Annotated in this window: 18 protein-coding genes and 1 other RNA gene; 4 read left to right on the plus strand and 15 right to left on the minus strand. The window is 28.7% G+C overall.

What is annotated here, in order from left to right:
- Position 1 precedes the first annotated feature (1 nt).
- From FJR74_RS07550 to ruvA, 15 genes are all read right to left on the minus strand, one after another.
- The gene (locus FJR74_RS07550) at positions 2-1,021 is read right to left on the minus strand and encodes an ATP-binding cassette domain-containing protein (RefSeq protein WP_140914764.1); all 1,020 of its coding nucleotides are present in this window, start codon (positions 1,019-1,021) and stop codon (positions 2-4) included.
- Positions 1,012-1,809: an energy-coupling factor transporter ATPase gene (locus FJR74_RS01380; RefSeq protein WP_140914765.1), complete on the minus strand. Its 798-nt coding sequence runs from the start codon at positions 1,807-1,809 to the stop codon at positions 1,012-1,014. Before FJR74_RS01380 ends, FJR74_RS07550 begins: the two co-directional genes overlap by 10 nt.
- Positions 1,810-1,903: 94 nt before the next feature.
- The gene (hpt, locus tag FJR74_RS01385; protein ID WP_170178327.1) at positions 1,904-2,449 is read right to left on the minus strand and encodes a hypoxanthine phosphoribosyltransferase; all 546 of its coding nucleotides are present in this window, start codon (positions 2,447-2,449) and stop codon (positions 1,904-1,906) included.
- Positions 2,449-3,099 carry a deoxynucleoside kinase gene (locus FJR74_RS07555; protein ID WP_140914767.1) on the minus strand — a complete coding sequence of 217 codons (651 nt, stop codon included), beginning with the start codon at positions 3,097-3,099 and terminating at the stop codon, positions 2,449-2,451. The genes hpt and FJR74_RS07555 overlap by 1 nt, the downstream gene beginning before the upstream one ends.
- 101 nt (positions 3,100-3,200) lie before the next feature.
- Positions 3,201-4,082 (minus strand): bifunctional 5,10-methylenetetrahydrofolate dehydrogenase/5,10-methenyltetrahydrofolate cyclohydrolase, encoded by an 882-nt coding sequence (locus FJR74_RS01395; protein ID WP_140914768.1) that lies wholly within the window; start codon positions 4,080-4,082, stop codon positions 3,201-3,203.
- Positions 4,083-4,085: 3 nt separating this feature from the next.
- The gene (locus tag FJR74_RS07560) at positions 4,086-4,268 is read right to left on the minus strand and encodes a DUF2188 domain-containing protein (RefSeq protein WP_140914769.1); all 183 of its coding nucleotides are present in this window, start codon (positions 4,266-4,268) and stop codon (positions 4,086-4,088) included.
- 94 nt (positions 4,269-4,362) lie between these two features.
- Positions 4,363-4,742, minus strand: a transfer-messenger RNA (tmRNA) gene (gene ssrA / locus FJR74_RS01405).
- 14 nt (positions 4,743-4,756) lie between these two features.
- Positions 4,757-5,191: an SsrA-binding protein SmpB gene (smpB, locus tag FJR74_RS01410; protein WP_140914770.1), complete on the minus strand. Its 435-nt coding sequence runs from the start codon at positions 5,189-5,191 to the stop codon at positions 4,757-4,759.
- A 28-nt stretch (positions 5,192-5,219) separates the two neighbouring features.
- Positions 5,220-7,364 carry a ribonuclease R gene (gene rnr, locus FJR74_RS07565; RefSeq protein WP_140914771.1) on the minus strand — a complete coding sequence of 715 codons (2,145 nt, stop codon included), beginning with the start codon at positions 7,362-7,364 and terminating at the stop codon, positions 5,220-5,222.
- Between the two features lie 2 nt (positions 7,365-7,366).
- Entirely contained in the window at positions 7,367-7,615 is a 249-nt protein-coding gene (gene secG / locus FJR74_RS01420) for a preprotein translocase subunit SecG (RefSeq protein ID WP_140914772.1), read from the minus strand.
- Between the two features lie 41 nt (positions 7,616-7,656).
- The gene (gene aspS, locus FJR74_RS07570) at positions 7,657-9,330 is read right to left on the minus strand and encodes an aspartate--tRNA ligase (RefSeq protein ID WP_140914773.1); all 1,674 of its coding nucleotides are present in this window, start codon (positions 9,328-9,330) and stop codon (positions 7,657-7,659) included.
- A 1-nt stretch (position 9,331) separates the two neighbouring features.
- On the minus strand, positions 9,332-10,594 hold the full coding sequence (gene hisS / locus FJR74_RS01430) for a histidine--tRNA ligase (protein ID WP_140914774.1): 1,263 nt from the start codon (positions 10,592-10,594) through the stop codon (positions 9,332-9,334).
- A gap of 23 nt (positions 10,595-10,617) precedes the next feature.
- Complete coding sequence (gene secDF, locus FJR74_RS07575) at positions 10,618-13,284, minus strand: protein translocase subunit SecDF (RefSeq protein ID WP_140914775.1); 2,667 nt, start codon at positions 13,282-13,284, stop codon at positions 10,618-10,620.
- A gap of 35 nt (positions 13,285-13,319) precedes the next feature.
- Positions 13,320-14,270, minus strand: coding sequence for a Holliday junction branch migration DNA helicase RuvB (gene ruvB / locus FJR74_RS01440; protein WP_140914776.1), 951 nt, complete (start codon positions 14,268-14,270; stop codon positions 13,320-13,322).
- Positions 14,254-14,865 carry a Holliday junction branch migration protein RuvA gene (ruvA, locus tag FJR74_RS07580; RefSeq protein WP_140914777.1) on the minus strand — a complete coding sequence of 204 codons (612 nt, stop codon included), beginning with the start codon at positions 14,863-14,865 and terminating at the stop codon, positions 14,254-14,256. Before ruvA ends, ruvB begins: the two co-directional genes overlap by 17 nt.
- Before the next feature lie 124 nt (positions 14,866-14,989).
- Here ruvA and FJR74_RS07585 point away from each other — a divergent pair, with 124 nt between their 5' ends.
- The 4 genes from FJR74_RS07585 (at position 14,990) to FJR74_RS07595 (ending at position 17,460) form a co-directional block, all read left to right on the plus strand.
- Positions 14,990-15,538 (plus strand): inorganic diphosphatase, encoded by a 549-nt coding sequence (locus FJR74_RS07585; RefSeq protein WP_140914778.1) that lies wholly within the window; start codon positions 14,990-14,992, stop codon positions 15,536-15,538.
- A gap of 170 nt (positions 15,539-15,708) precedes the next feature.
- On the plus strand, positions 15,709-16,044 hold the full coding sequence (locus FJR74_RS01455; protein ID WP_140914779.1) for a hypothetical protein: 336 nt from the start codon (positions 15,709-15,711) through the stop codon (positions 16,042-16,044).
- Positions 16,045-16,167: 123 nt separating this feature from the next.
- Positions 16,168-16,290, plus strand: a complete 123-nt coding sequence (locus tag FJR74_RS07590) for a hypothetical protein (RefSeq protein WP_306766864.1) — start codon at positions 16,168-16,170, stop codon at positions 16,288-16,290.
- A 3-nt stretch (positions 16,291-16,293) separates the two neighbouring features.
- Positions 16,294-17,460 carry an MHO_1580 family protein gene (locus FJR74_RS07595; RefSeq protein WP_140914780.1) on the plus strand — a complete coding sequence of 389 codons (1,167 nt, stop codon included), beginning with the start codon at positions 16,294-16,296 and terminating at the stop codon, positions 17,458-17,460.
- The last annotated feature ends 6 nt before the right edge of the window (positions 17,461-17,466 follow it).

Genomic DNA, 17,466 nt, shown 5'->3' on the forward strand with positions numbered 1-17,466 from the left:
ACTACTTCCCTTTCTTTTTTAAATACTCGTTTAATTTTTCACCAAGTTCTTCGATACTTGTAATTTTTCCAACATCTATTCCTCGTTTTTTAAGTCTATTAACAAATGATAATAAACGTGTTGGAATTAGGTTATTTTCGATTAATAATTCTTCATTACTTAAAATATCATAAGTATTTCCGTCTTTGATAATTGTACCGTCTTTAACAAACAATGTTCTATTCGTTCATTTCAATGCATTATCAAGGTCATGGGTAACGATAATTATTGTTTTCCCTTTTTTATATAAATTGTGGAAGAGTCCCAGCATTTCTTCGACCCCTTGTGGATCTAACCCTGCTGTCGGTTCATCTAAAACTAAGAATTTAGGTTCCATTGCTAATATACCAGCTAAGGCTACCCGTCTTTTTTGGCCGCCAGATAAATCAAATGGACTTCTTGATAAATAATCCAAAGGAAGGCCAACCATTTCAATATATTTGGCTGCCAATTCTTTAGCTTTATCTTTTCCGATTCCCATTGATATTGGTCCAAATATAATATCTTTTTCAATCGTTGATTCGAATAGTTGATACTCAGCAAATTGGAAAACAAGGCCAACTTCTTTTCTTAAGGATTTAACATTTTTGATTTTCTTAATAGTTTTTGAAATATTGATATCGGTTTTAATTATTTCAATTCGTTCTTTACGATTTTTAGATTTTCAATCCGATAAATCTTTTTCATATTTAGCAATTGCTACATCAAATTCATCTTTACTATTAAATTTTTTTGCAACAGGTTTTTTGGGTTTTTTTTGTTTTTTAGAAACTGGTACAGAAGAAAATTCAACAGTTCCAGAGCTAGGAATCAATAAGGCATTTAAATGTTCAATTAAAGTTGTTTTTCCTGAACCAGTAGGTCCGATAATTGAAATTGCTTCTCCTTCATTAATATCTAAATTAATATCCTGCAAAACTTTGATATATGTCGGAAGACCTTTGTTATATTCTTTTGATACATTAGTAAGTTTTATTTGCATAATTCTTTAATCAACTCCTCTGCATCATATGTTGGCTCAATACCTTCAATCATTTCACTTAATTTATAAATAAATGGTGAATCTATTTTAGCAATTTCAATAATTTTCTTATCATTTAGAATTTCTATAGGTTTACCTTGTGCAATAACTTTGCCACCCGAGAAAACAATTAGTTTATCAGCCAATAAAGCTTCATCCATGTCATGAGTAATTGAAATTAAGGTTTTATTAGTCTTTTGATGAAGACCATGGATTATTTTATAAATGTCACTTCTACCTTTTGGGTCTAACATCGAAGTTATTTCATCAAAAATAATAATTTTAGGGTCTAACGCCAATGTTGAAGCTATTGCAACTCTCTGCTTTTGACCTCCAGAAAGATTTTGCGGTTCACGGTCAAGTTGTTCGATCATTCCGACTTCGGTAGCATATTTAATAATGATTTCATGCATTTGTTCATAGCTCATTTGTTTGTTTTCTAACCCGAATGCGATATCATCTTCTACGGTTGAACCGATAAATTGGTTGTCAGGGTTTTGAAATACTATTCCGATTCTTTTTCTAATTTCGGTTAAATTTTCAGAATTTATTTCAATTCCATCGATAATAATTTTCCCGCTAGTAGCTTTGTAAATCGCTGAAAGCAATTTAGAAAATGTTGATTTACCTGACCCATTGTGACCCAATATTGCCACATATTGACCTTCTTCGATTTTTAAATCAATATTATCTAAAGCTAATTTCTTTGCTCCGGGGTATTTATAACTTAATTTCTTAATTTCAATCATGTTAATAATTATATATTAAATATAATTAAAGCCGCATGAACCCATGAAAAAATCGGAAATATAATTAAAAATGGGCCTAAGCCCACTTTGAAAATTATTTTTTAGGAAGCTTTATTGTGCCAATGTATGGTAATTGACGCATTTTTTCATCTCAGTCAAAACCAAATCCAACAACGAAATCGTTTTTACTAATTTCAAATCCAAAGTTATCTGGTTCAAATTCAACAACTCTTCCACTTGGTTTGTTTAATAAGGTTAAAACTCTTAATGATTTCGGATTACGAGATTTAAGAATTGATACTACTTTATTCATTGTTCTTGCTGTGTCAACGATATCTTCAACGATTAAAACATCTTTGTTTTCAATGTTATTTACTAAGTCAAGCACAATTTTAACATTACCTGAAGATTTTTCAGTTCCGGCATATGAACTTGTAATCATGAAATCTAATGAAAAATCAACTTCAACATCTTTAATTAATTGGGCTAAAAATGGTAATGAACCTTTTAATAAACCTACTACAATTAAATCCTCTGAGTTTTTATAATTTTCATTAACTCATTGCGCTAATTCAGCAATTCTTTTTTCAAGTGTTTCTCTATCGAATAAAACTTTTTCAATTCTTTCATCTATTTTCATTATTTATTTGCCGCCTCTTCTATTATTTTTATAGCTTCTGCAAGGACTTCTTTTTCATTTAAATTATTAGTGTCTAAAATAATGTAATTTAAATGAAAACGCTCCGCAATTTCTTTGAATATTTTTAAATAGTTTTCGTGTAAATTTTTGAAATATTCGTAATTCATTTCTCAGTTATTAACTTCGCTTTCTCTACCTCTTTCAAAAATTCTTTTCTTAAAAGTATCAAAACTTATGTCTAAAAAAATCGCTAAATCAGGTAATTCATCCTGACTAATTAATTTTTCAAACAAGGCATCATAAGCATCTAAGTATCTTTTGCCTTTTTCAGCTAAAATCAATTTAGCAAAAATGTAGTGCTCAATTGAAAAACGGTCTAAAAAGATATGATCTTTTTTGGCATCTAAATTTAATTCTTTAAATTTTTTGGTAATTTCACCAAATTTAGTTGAGTGATTTTCTACAATGTATGATTGAAATCCAATGGTCAAATTAGGTTTCTTTTCATAAAGTCATTTTAAAAAAGTATTAAATACTTCATCTTCTTCTTCGAACTCGTGTAGCATCATTGATGTCTTGTAATGTTTGTGTAATTTTTCTGATAGCGAGCTTTTACCAGCAGCTATCATTCCGCTTATTCCGATAATCATGTTAACCTCTTTATTTGTAAATTGTTTGTAATTATTTTACATAAAAATGACTGCTTAAAGTAAAAAAAATAAAATAAAAATTTGCCGTAATTTTTGGCAAATTATTTTAGCAAAATTTCCTTTACTTTTGGGAAAATTTTTCAGATATTTTCATCTTTTAGAGCTTTAGCTTTAATTAGGTTCATTATTAGAGAAATAATTGTCATTGGGCCAACACCACCAGGTACTGGTGTAATATATGAAGCCTTTTCTTTCATTAAATTAAAATCTATATCTCCATATATTTTTCCATCAATGCGATGAATGCCAACGTCAACTAATACAACATTATTTTTAACTTGTTCTGGTAGAATACAATTTCTTGCACCGGTAGCAACAATAACAATATCATTTTTGATTAATGTATCTTTGGGTGTTGATTTAATATATCTTGTTACAAGATTGCCATTTTGTTCTAAATAATTAGCCAATGGTAACCCAACAATTTGGCTTTGACCTACTACACCAATTTTTTGATTATATAAATTTATATTATAATGTTGCAATAATAAAATTATCCCTAATGGCGTTGCCGGTAAAAAGCAATCATAAGCGCGATAATCACCGTTTAAATTAGCTAAACTTAATCCATCAATATCCTTATCTTTCGGGATTAATTCCAACAATGTTTGCGGATTCTCAATTTGATTAGTTTGCATTGGCAATTGGATAATAAAACCATCAGTTGTATCACCTAGTATTCCAATTGCTTCTTTAATTGTTTCGAAATCTGAATTTTCAGGCAATTTAATTAATTTAGTATTGAACCCTAAGTCTTTTGCAGTATTTAATTTATGGCGAATATAAATATTCGATTCTTCAAGATCCCCAACTTGCAAAATACCTAAAATCGGTAGACTTTCTACCGGAGCTTTTTGAATTTCTTCTTTAATTAAATTTTTTAATTCTTGTGAATATTGTTTTCCGTCTAATAGCTTAAACATATATTAGCTTGTGAATTTTCTGAAGGCACCAGTTTTGCTTTGAACATTAACTGCTGTAGTGTCTTTTAATGATCTAGCGTATTCAACGGCTTCTTTTTGAGTTTTAAAAACTCTTAATGCTTTCTTACCTTTTGGGTTTTTTACAGCTCAACCATCTTCATGGTTTACAACTAAACGAACTGCCACAATTCCTCCTTAATAATATATCTTATTTAATAATAACATAACCGAATGAAATATGCTAATGATTGGAATTTTATTTATTTAAAAATAAAAAAAATGGTGGAGATGCGGGGAATCGAACCCCGGTCCGTGCACCATTCCTATTAAGTTTCTACAGTTTATTCAATTTCATGTTAAACATTATTTATATTAAATTGACAAAGTTCTAAATATGTTTTTAGTCTGAGATGTCACAATAAGTTAGACTAAGTTGCTTACTGTCAAGCTCTCCAACGAACCATGGCAAACCGAGCCGCTTGCCGTTCGGCTATTATTTAATTAAGCAAATAATAGGCTTCTTGAAGATAAAGCTTTTTGCATAAAGAAAGCTTCTTCTTGTTTTTTGTTTTCTGCGCTTAAAAAAGCCTAGAAGTATTATGGTCTACCAGACCACTGCCACTTAATAGTTCAGATACCCGTCGAAGCCAGTACACCCCCACGTGAAATTGCAACTAATACAATTCGTTTTTGATTTTTCTTTTTAATTCTTCTTCTTTAATTTTTTCACGCTTGTCGAATTTCTTTAGTTTTTTCGCTAAAGCTATTTCTACTTTAATGTGGTTTTGGACTCAATAAATTGATAGTGGAATTAATATTAATCCTAAACGTTCTTGTTTAGTTTTTAATCTTAATATTTCAGCCTTATGCATTAATAACTTACGCGAACGATAAGGGTCGCATTTTACTAACATATATTGTGCAATATTAAGGTTGTTGATTCATAGTTCATTGCCATTACTAATTGAGCAAAAAGCATTTTCCATTTTGACATTTTTTGCCCGCAATGATTTAACTTCTCAACCCAATAGTGAAATACCGCACTCATAAGTGCTTTCAATTTCGTAATCAGATTTAGCAAATTTATTAGTTGCGATTAGTTTTGGCATGTCTATATTTTACAAAAAAAATGCAACGTTATACTAACATTGCATTAATATTACCTTTTTCATGGTCGATTGAAGTAATTTTTATATTGTAATTATTACCCACTTTTAATGATGTATTAGTTCCCTTGGCTTCAAATGAAGAAACTTTTAAAACATTGTCATTCATGTCTTCAAATCTAATCAAAACACTAGCTTGATATTTTTCGATATTGAAGAATACACCAAATTTCTCGATTGTAACCAAAGTTGCTTCAAAAACTTGACCAATCATTTTCTCGAAAAATTCAGATTTTCTTACGTCAACAATATCACGTTCAACTGTCATAGCAGTTTTTTCTGATTCAGAGTTTTTGATAGCAATTTCTTCGATTTTTTGTTTTTGTTCTTCTGCTGTTTTTTCGTCTAATTTTTCGCCATCAAATATATATTTTCTAATTAAACGGTGTAACAACAAATCAGGATATCTTCTAATTGGACTTGTGAAGTGTGAATATGCTTTCGAAGCCAACCCGAAGTGTCCTATATTATCCGATGAATACACAGCTTTTTGCATCGTTCTCAATAAAGCCATTTTGATATAGTCATCAAACCCTTTTTCTTTAATTTTGGCAATCATTTGTCCGAAACTTTTTGGTTCACCATCAAATGGAACTTCAATGTTTTTCATATTAGCAAAATTTAATAATTCTTGAAGGTTAATTAATTTTTCAGAAGAAGGCTTATCATGAATTCTAAATATTGAAGGAATGCCACGATCTTCCATCATCTCAGCGACAGTTTCATTTGCTCTAACCATGTAATCTTCAATTAATTTTTCGCTTTCACCTTCTTCGCGAATTTTAATATCAACAACTTCGTTATCTTTCATAATGATTTTGGGTTCTTTAATTTCAAAATCAACATAACCTTCGGCAAGTTTTTTAGCCCTCATTATGTTGCCAAGTTCTTTGGCTTCATCTAACATCTTAGAAACGTCAGAAGGAACTTCCCTTTCGTGTTTATAATAATCATTAACTTCGTTGTATGTTAGCCGATAATTTGACTTAATTACACTTGGATAGATTTGAACATCAACATTTTCACCTTTATCATTGATTTCTAATTCTAAAGTTAAACAAGCCCTAACTACATTAGGATTCAATGAGCAAATACCATTAGATAACTCAAATGGTAGCATAGGAATAACACGATCAGGTAAATATATACTTGTCCCACGCTCTAATGCTTCTCGATCAATTGGGTCGCCTTCTTTAACATAATATGAAACATCGGCAATGTGAATGTATAATTTTCAATTTCCGTTATTTAATTTAAAACAAGAAATAGCATCATCAAAGTCTTTTGTATCCAATCCGTCAATAGTAACAGTCATTAAGTCAATTAGATTGTGACGCAAGGCAATTTCTTCATCTGATACTTCTTGTGGAATTGTTGAAGTATGCGCAACTACGTCAGTATTAAAGCTTTGTGATACATCATTAGCCGCAATAATTTTTTTAACTACGTGTTCTTTATCGTCTAATGAACCTATTTTATTTTTGAAAACAATAACTACTTTTTTAGTATTGGCTTTTAAAACTTCACAAGCTACTAAATCATTACTTTTTATATCTTGTGGAATAGTTGAAGTAACTAAAAATTCAAATACAGCTCTATCTTTATCATCAAAAGCGTTGAAAAAGACACGGTTGCCTTTTCTATCGATAGTACCAACGACCACGCTTTTAGCATGCGATAAATTTTCAAGTATATTAGCTTTATATAATTTATCTCCGTTTTCTGAAAAATAGTAAAATAAATTTACTTTAAGTAAATCTCCATCTAATGCACCTTTTAAATTATTGGGCGGGATAAATGCACTTACCTTTTCTTCTTGCTCTTCAAAATCAATAAAGCCAAGACGTTTATTTGTTATGGCAATATTGCTATCTATTGTTCTTAAAAAATAAATAGCGATGTATTTGTCATCGCGATTTATTTCTATTTTGTTAGCATTAATTAATTCATTTAATAATTGGGTTAAATTTTTATTAAATACAGTGGGAACTTTTAATGATTTTGCTATTTCAATAAAAGATAGACCGTTATTATTTTGGATTAGTTTTAAAACTTCCGAAGCTTCGAGTTTAAATGTTGAATTTTTATTATTACGATTACGATTTACTGAATACATTACTAACCTTTTTGAATAATCACTCTCAACACAATAGCGAAGATGAATAATAAAGCTCCTAAAACTATCATCGATCATTTAAGAACTTTTTTTATTCCTCTTTCTTTTGAAACTTTGAATAAATCTAAATCGTTGCTTCCTACCAATGCCCCGCTAAAACTGTTTGAATCTGGGGCCATCATAAATGAAATACCTATTATAGCCAATGAAACAATCATTAACACTGTAATTAAAGCGACTGCTGTTGCCATATTTCCTTCTTTCTTTTTTTAAATGAATTAATTTTTAATAATTATTTTCTAACTTCAAGCCCGTATTCATCTAGTTGTTCTTTTGTAACATCTGATGGCGCGCTTGTTAATAAGTCAACACCTTTTGCATTTTTAGGAAATGCAATAACATCACGAATTGATTGAGATTGCGTTAATATCATTAATACTCTTTCAATACCAAATGCAATTCCGTTGTGTGGTGGTAATCCGTAGTCAAAAGATTTTAAGAAGAATCCGAAACGGCTTTGTTGTTCTTTTTCAGAAATTCCTAAAATATCAAACATTTTCTTTTGCACTTTTGGATCATAAATTCTAATTGACCCAGAACCTAATTCAAATCCGTTTAAGACTAGATCATAAGATTTAGCTCTTACTTTGTTTAGTTCTCCTGTTTCAAGATATTTAACAGTAGATTCTTCAAATTGAGTGAAAGCATGGTGAGCTGGTGCATATGTTTTAGTTTCTTTATCATATTCAAACATTGGTCAATTTACTATTCACAAAAAGTTCAATTGATTTGGGTCTGCTAATTGATAAAGATCATTTAATAATGTTCTAATAGCTCCTAACGATTTTAAAGCATCATCTTCATCATCATTTGCCGAAATTAATACATATGGTGTGTTGATTTTTTCTTTATCAGCAACCACTTTAAATAAAGCTTTTTCAGTGTCTGATAATTTATCAAATTCAACAATATCTAGATGTTGACCATTATTTTTTTTAAATGTTTCATTGATAATAGCAAAGTTTTCTTGAACTTGTCTATCAAAAACAATCGCTTTAACAAATTTTTTGTTATATTTTGTTGATAGTTCTTTAGAATAATCTTCAATTAAAAAACCATATCTTGTATCTGGTTTGTCATTACCGTAGTGTTCCATTGAGTAGAAGAAGTCCATTTTAGGAAATGGAGTCTTAATATTTCATCCTAATGGTTTTAAAACTTCGCTTCACATGTTTTCACATAACGCGAAAATTTCTTCTTGTCCGCCGAATGACATTTCAATATCTAATTGAGTAAATTCAGGTTGTCTGTCTTTTCTTAAGTCTTCGTCTCTGAATACACGAGCTACTTGGAAATATTTTTCAACACCAGCAGCCATTAATAATTGTTTAAATAATTGAGGAGATTGAGGCAATGCAAAAAATCTTCCCTTTCTTCTAGTTGGCACTAAATAGTCACGTGCACCTTCAGGAGTTGATTTGGCCAAAATAGGAGTTTCCACTTCAATAAAACCATTTTTATCAAAGTATTGACGAACATTTAATAAAAGTTTGTGTCTTAATCTTAAATTTTCTAGCATTTTTTCTTGTCTCAGATCTAAGAAACGATATTCCAGACGAATATCTTCATTAGCAGTTGCACTATTTTTGTTGTTGATTTCAAATGGAATTTGTTTAGAAGAGTTCAATACTTCATATTCTTCAACTAAAACTTCGACTTCACCCGATTTCAATTCTCGGTTTGCTTCTAGTCTTTTTTGTACTTTACCCTTTACTTTAATACATGATTCTTTAGTTAGTAACGGGTCAGATACATTAGTTAGAACTAATTGAACAATACCTGATGAATCTCTTAAGTCAATAAATAATTGTTGTTTAAATTTTCTTTTGTTTGCTATTCATCCATATAATGTAACTTCTTCATTTAGATTTTTAATTGTTAAATTTCCACCGTATGTTGTTTTCATTTTATTTCTCCATTTTTGTAATTTCTTCTATAAATTTTTTCAGATTATCATATTTGATAATTTTTTCTTCTTTTGAAGTTTTTACCTTAAATTCATTGTTTGCACTGTTTAATTCTTTGAAAATTAAAAATGTAGGTTGGAATTTAAATTGTTTTTTAAATAATTGCTTAATTGTTAATTTTTCATTTATTAAATTAACATTAAATTCTTTTCTTAAATCATATGCTAATTTAAATATTTCAGATTTTTCTTCATCATTCAAATAAGCAATAAGAATTGTTTCTTCATTTTTTAACTCAGGATAATCATTTAAATTATATGCAATGATTTCGGCTAATCTATCTACTCCAAAGGCAAAACCAATTGAATCTAGATCCGGCCCTCCGAATGTCTTAATCATACCATCATAACGCCCACCTCCTAAAATGGTTGATTTAGAACCCAGTGCTTGAGATGTTGATATAAATTCAAACACTACATCATTGTAATAATCAAGCCCTCTTACCAAGTATGGGTTAATTGAATAATTAATATTAAATAATTTTAATAAATCTAATAGTTCATCAAAGTTTTTACGTTCTTCTTCTGATAAATAGTCGATTAATTTTGGGGCATTTTTAACAAAGTCTTTTTCTTGTTCTTCTTTATCATCTAAAATTCTTAAAACATTTTTTTCTAATCTTAATTTTGATATATCGCTTAATTGGTCACGATAGCTTGCAAAGTAACTTTTTAAAATGTCGATATAATTATTTCTGCTTTCAAATGAACCTAAGTTATTGATTTCTAAAACGTAATCATGGATTTTAATTTTATCTAGAAAATCAGCAGCTAATTTTATTATTTCAAAATTAGAATTTACGCTTTTAGGTTCGATTAATTCTATCCCACCTTGAATAAATTGTCTATATCTACCCTTTTGCGGTCTTTCGTATCTAAACATCGGGCCAAAATAACAGAATTTGCCATATTCCAAGTTATTAATTTTATTTTCAACAAAAGCTCTAATAGTCGAAGCAGTTCCTTCTGGTCTTAAAGCTACTGTTCTATCACCATTATCTTTGAATACATACATTTCTTTTGTAACGATATCACTCGTTTCTCCGGCGGAACGAACAAACAAGTTAACATCTTCCATAATTGGTGTATCAATTAAATCGAAATTATAGTTTTTTGCAACATTGAAAAATGTTTCTCTAATATATTTTAGAATTTTTGCTTCTAAGCCATAAATGTCTTTAGTTCCTTTTAAACGATTAAACATACGCCCTTCCTTTATTAGATTTATTACATTGAAAAATCATTAATACCTATGAAAGTTTGTTCTTGAATTTTCTCGGTATTTCAATATCCGTTTTCAATTCTTTTTTGTTTTCTGTGGAATGAAATCATGTACAATCTCATTCAAATATTTGGCATTAAGAATAAATTAACTAAAACGATTGAAATTACTCCGAATCCAAATGTTAAAATCAAGGTTGTATTTAAAGTTTTCATTAACGTTGCACATAAGATCATAGCAATTATTGCATATATAAAGTTAAACATTTGTCTTGCAAAAATTTCTCTTATGTGTAATATAAATATTTCTTTTACCCTATCGTCTGGGTAAATGTAATTTTTCGTATTCAAATCTTTCTTAAATTCTTCTTTAACACGGTTAGCATTAATTAAACTATCAATTATGTTGAACATTGTTAATAATACCAAACCGCCAAAAATACCGTTATTGAATTCTGTGTGAAAAATCATCATGAAGACAATAACCATTATAATTGCAAAAATCTCTTTTAAAAGAGTCACAAACATAGTAATTAGTGAAAATCTTATTAAGATATAAATTGAAACAAACCCCATAGATGCAGCTAATATAGCGACAACTAGACCAATATTTCTCTCAGAATTTACTACATTCAACTGTTCAGATGAAACAACTAATTGAGTTGATTCATTTGAAACAAGGTTTTTCGCAAATGTATTTAAATCACCATTAATAAAATCTGAAATATTTGAAGAACTCGTAACAACAATGCCATATGTATTATTTGAAGCGTTATTTAAAACAACTTCAACTTTGGCATTTGAAATATTTTTAGTAATTTCAGCAGCAACTGAATTTGCATTATCCAATGTTCAGCCATTGAATGCAACGGTCGTTTCGGGAGTTAAATAATAGAATGTGCTCTTAGTTAGTTGTGGGCTTAGATTTAATCCAGCAAGGGCAGACTTATTAATACCTGCAAAAATTCCAAAAACAATCAAGCCCAAAACAATAAATAAAGCAAAACCAATCGTGAAAAATTTAGATTTTGAAATTAAATTCATTTTTAAACTTAATTTATTTAAATGAGTATTATTTCAAACTAATGCTTTTGAGGTTTTATCAAACGCTTCTGTTTTAACAAGGCTTCGTAGTAATCATGTGTTTATAAGCATCGCAATTATTAATGAAACGAAAATGGAAATAAACATAATTATTGATAAAGTGTTTAAATAAGAAACATTAATATAAATTCCCAATATTGCTATAACAAGCATTCCAAATGAGACGTCTAATCCTGAAATTAAACCATTTTTTGTCGCCTTATTTATGGACTTATTAGCATTAGCACCATCAAGCGTTTCTTTTTTGAATATATCAAGTTGATTATGCATTAAATCAAATGCAAAGAAGCAAGCAATAATTAATACAAATGCAACAATTGGGTTGATATAAATATTAAATGCAGTAACAATTGCCATGAATACAAATGTGAACAATGCTAATGTTAATGCCGAAACCAAACCAAATAATCTGTATTTTATAATTAAGAAAACAGCAAACATAGCAAATAACGCCGCTATAACAATTAAATATTTATTTCTAGCTTTTACATTTGTTGTTACAAAATAACTATAGTCATTACTTAATTGGAAAGGTGCATATGAATAGTTGATTGCAGATGCAACTTCTTTATCAGTTGGACCATGCTCGTTGTTATTGAAAATGTAAAATGAAGATTCTGATTTTAAGGGCGATAGTAAAGAACCAGGAAATGCAACACTTATTAAGTATTTTCTAGCGTTGATTTCATTAAATTTTAAAACAGGTTCTTTTCTTGAAATAACTTTCCCATCTTTATCTTTAATTTCTTCAGGATTTACGCTATTGTTAACGTATGCAAAGTTAACAGGGTTTTCCTTAGCTGCTTTTCATTGTTCAGGGAAATTTTCTTTTGCTATTTTGATAAATTTGTCTAAGTTTAATCAGAAATAAACTTTTGTCGAAGGCGATAAATGAGGATCTTGTCCGCCATTCATTGCCATGTTGTAACGAAAGTTGTATTCACTTTGCATTAAAATGAAACTGTTCCATCCTTCGTCGGTTAATTTTACTTCGACACGATGGCTCGCACCTTGCTTGTTTTTACTTAAAGCAGGGTTTTTATCTAAAGAAATATAGTAATCTTGCGGACCTTCAGTTTCAAAAGTTTTTAGATTCTTATCCAATGCAGGAGAATGTCTGAATCTTGAAATATATTGACCTTTGTAAAATAAAGGATTACCGAATTCGTCAGTAATAGTTAAATATGGTTTTTCAACCAATGATGACACTAAAGCTTTTTTTTCTGCTTCAGTTTTATCTTGATAACTTGAAACTGTCAAAAACTCGTCTGAAGCTAAATTGATGTCATATGAAGAGGTTAAAATACCATCTTTGTTTTGAATATAATTTTTCGTCAAACTTAATAGTTCATTTGAAGATATGTTTTGGTTAGTTCTTCCATAAACATCTGGTGTTTTTTTAATTTTTAAACCAACATTTGTTGTTACCACATTAGAGTTAGTTTGGTTTTTAAGTTTTGGTTTTAAATAAAATACACCTCCAAAAACAACGATTAAAATCATTGCGATTATTAGAAAAATGTTTATGAATCATCTAAATTTATTGCTAAAAAACTTTGCTTTTTTCATAGTTAAGAATTATATACTATAATCTTATTTAATTTTTAAATTAATTTACTAGATACAAGATAATCTATTCCGGCTTGTGTTATACGCCTTCCTCTTGGTGATTTTTCAATCAGTTTATAAATTAAAAGTAATGGCTCAATTTCGTTTAAAATTGACCCCTTATCGTCTTTAATTATCGAGCTTATTGCATCTAACGAAGCAAATTTTTTATTGAAAACTGTGTGCAAAGTTTTTAAATATTCCACTTGAGGATAATAAAGGCCGTATGGATAAATATCTAAATATTCAAATGATCTTTTTACAATGTTTTTATCAATCATTTTTTGATTTGAATGTATTGCAAAATCGTTGACACGCTTTAATAAATTATTAGCAATTCTTGGTGTTTGCCTTGAATGAGTAGCAATATTATATATTGCTTCTTCGTCAATTTCAATATCATTACGAGCCGCAGATTTTTTAATAATTTCCGCAATTTCCTCGTCAGTGTAATTGATTAATTTACCAATGTATCCAAAACGATCTTTCAATGGTTTCGAAAGTAAATTAAACTTAGTAGTAGCGCCTATCAAAGAAAAATTTTTTAATTTCATTCGCATAATTTTTTTATCACCATCAACTCCTAAAACAACATCAATTACATTGTCCTCCATTGCTGAATATAATAGCTCTTCAACATTTTTATTAATACCATGAATTTCATCGATAAAAATAATTGTATTGTCTTGAATAGAAGAAAAAATGGTCAATATATCACTCTTTTTTTCAATCATCGGTCCTTGAACATAAATAATATTTTTATCAGATTGTTTGGCAATAATCTTGGCCAAAGAAGTTTTTCCTAAACCGGGTGGTCCATAAAATAATATATGATCAATAGGTCGTGATTGATGTTTTGCAGATGATATCATTACTTTTAATGTTGAAGTAATTTTGTGTTGACCAATAAAATCTTCAAATTGTTCGACTCTAAACTCTTGTCTCATTTTGCATTTGACCAATTAATTTAATTGCATTTTCGACACATTTTTCAATATTTTCATTAATGTCAATTTGGTTCATGGCAAGTTTAATTTGCTGAGTTTTAAAACCTAACATTTTCATAGTTTCTTCAAATTGTGATTGGTATTTTGATAAATTATTTTGATTTTTAATTTTTGTTAAATCCTCACTATCCATTTTCGTTAAAAATTTATGATATTTATCGCGATATGCAAAAATAATATTATTTGCCAATTTGGCTGAAACAAATGGAATTTCGCTTAGCTTTTCTTTATTTCCTTCTGCAATAAAACTTAAAATATTTTCTCATCCATAATTTAAAATTGAAATTGCAGTTTTGGGTCCAATTCCTTGCAATGCAATCAAATCTTCAAAAATAACTAATTCTTTAAAACAATCAAATCCGTAAGTTGTTTTATTATATTCATTAATAACATTTGATATAAAAATCTTTTTGACTTCATCTTTTATAAACCGACTCGCATTCGGAACATAAATCAGTTCACCCTCTCCGTTGTGGTCTAAAATTAAATAACTATTTGTAACATGTACAATTTTACCGAATAAATAAATTTTCATTTTCTCTCCTTATGCTTTAAGTCTAATATGCTAAAAATTGAATTTTTTGATTAAGTGAAATTGCTAAGAAAAAATAGTGAAAATTTAGCAATTCTAATTTTCTTTATAATGTTAAAATACTAATATGAAAAAAATAGAAGTAAACATTGAAATTAGTAAAGATTCAAAAATCAAATATGAATATGACCGTAAAAGCGGAAAAATTAAAGTTGACAGAATCTTAAGAGGTGATTTTAAATATCCAGCCAACTATGGTTATGTTGCCGAAGCTTTAGACTGAGATGGCGATGAACTAGACGTTTTAGTTTATTCACCTGAAACATTCATGCCAGGAACTTCATTAGAAGCAAGAGTTATCGGAGCTATGAAAATGATCGATTCAGGCGAAACTGATACCAAATTAATTGCTGTTCATGCTGATGATTATCGTTTAGACCAAATCAAAACTTTGGATGACATTGACCAAATGTGATTAGTATCTGTAAGAAACTTCTTTTCAACATATAAAGAATTCAAAGGAAAAGATGTTACCAAAGTTACTGGTTTTGAAAACGTTGAATGAGCAGAAGCTGAATACAACGAATGCGTTGAACTAATGGAAAAATACGGCAAAATGGATAAAGAAAATTTCATTGAAAAAATGAAAAAAGAACACCCTGAAAAATACCTATAAAATTAACAAAAAATATCGATATACAGAAAAAAGCCTTAAAATGAGGCTTTTTTTATGTTTTGCCGTTTTTTTCTTATATATTGAAACACTTCAATATATAAACGCTTTTGGACAAAAAAATATTCTAAAAACTTGATTTTTTTATGTTATATATTAAAGAAAGGAGGAGCATGATAAGAATGCATCAAATTTACGGTGCAACCGTTAAATACCATGAATATTTACAACAAACCAAAAACGCCGAAGAAATCGATATCAATGAATTAAAGTGTCTAGTAAATAAAGAAAAATTAATGTTTTTAAAGTCAATTTACAAAGAAATTTATACTAATTTATTCAATTTATTCGAACGTTCATTAACAGAAGAATACCGCGAAATTTATGTCGCTATTTTTAAAACAGACAAGGGTTTTAATATTGACCCATCACAATTCTTTGTGTCAAAATCTACATTTTATCGTAAAGTTAAGCTCCTCTTAAAAGCATTCCAGTGATTAATATGCTAATTTAAATTTTGTTTATTTAATTATTTAAATAACTTTTTTGCAAAGTTTCAATTTTATGAACATTATCCATATTTGTGATGTACTTAAAGTGTCTAGAAATAGACAATGAATTGAAAGGATGGAATGAAAGAGTTTGTAAAAGACGAAAATCTTAACGCTACCATTAAAGCGATTATCCAAAACTTTAAAACTATATTTTTATCAATTTCATGATTTCATACTTATTTATTGAAAAGAAATAGATAATAAATGGATTATGTAAATTCTCAACCAGCAACTGTAGTACAAAATGAATATAGTTACACTGAATTGTTAAAACCCAAATTAAAAGCGTTAACATATCGGGAACCAAAAAAAGAAGGCTTTTGAGGAAATTCACAACAAGAAAAAATAGTAAATCACGAAGCATTGGATAATAATCCAATTTACATTAAGATTTTACGCGACTTTACTACTGATAAGGCTAGTGTAGAACTTAAAATTCCGATTATTTTATATCAATCACAAAATAGAAAATCAATTGAAATAAATGGCAAGAAAGTTGATTTATCTGTTATGTCAGATGATGGTAAATATTACACTTACTATATAACGCAATATGAGGGTGGCACATTAATTAATTTTTCTGATTTAAATAAAATAGAAATAGTGTCATATACCCGAATGCGTAACTATATAAAATACTACTTGGGATTTACTTTAAACTTAAATCGTACAGTTGAAACCAAAAATGTAAACAAAGAACAAAATGGCTTTAATTACAACTGAAAATCTTCAGTTCTAAAAGCTATGCATTTCAAAATAAGTAATTTAACTTTTTCAGAAAATTTAGAAAAATCACCTGCATCTTATTATTGAGAAGCTCATAATAGCAATATTAAAATAAACGAAATTATACAAGGCAGTCCGTGACATCATATTGCAACTTCGCGAACCCAAATAGTTACCAACAATCCAAACAAAAGTATTGAATCTTACTCAGATCAATTATCAAAACCCCTAATTAATTCGTTGAATTTTTTGAATAATTTTAACTTTAGAAATTTTTTAATTACAAGCAACCTAAAAAAAATTAATAATTATTCGTTTCAATACGATTATTACATTAATGATATTTTTAAATATGATAAAAGCACTAAAGAATTTATCAAAAACAGCGATGGTCAACCAGGTTTTTATGTCCCTTTATTTTTCAAGGGTTCGATAGCCGCAATTATTGATATCAATCAAATTTATACTCATAAAACGAACAGAATTGAAATTTCAAAAAACATTATAAAACCATTTTTTGGTCACACAGATGGTTTAGTTAAATTAAGAATTGACTATACTAAATATGACTTTTCAGAAGATGATTCAACTGAATTAGAGTGAAAAACCTATGAAATAAATGATAAAAAAACAACAAGTTTATAATGCTTG

Source organism: Metamycoplasma neophronis (assembly GCF_006491995.1).
Classification (GTDB): domain Bacteria; phylum Bacillota_I; class Bacilli_A; order Mycoplasmatales; family Metamycoplasmataceae; genus Metamycoplasma; species Metamycoplasma neophronis.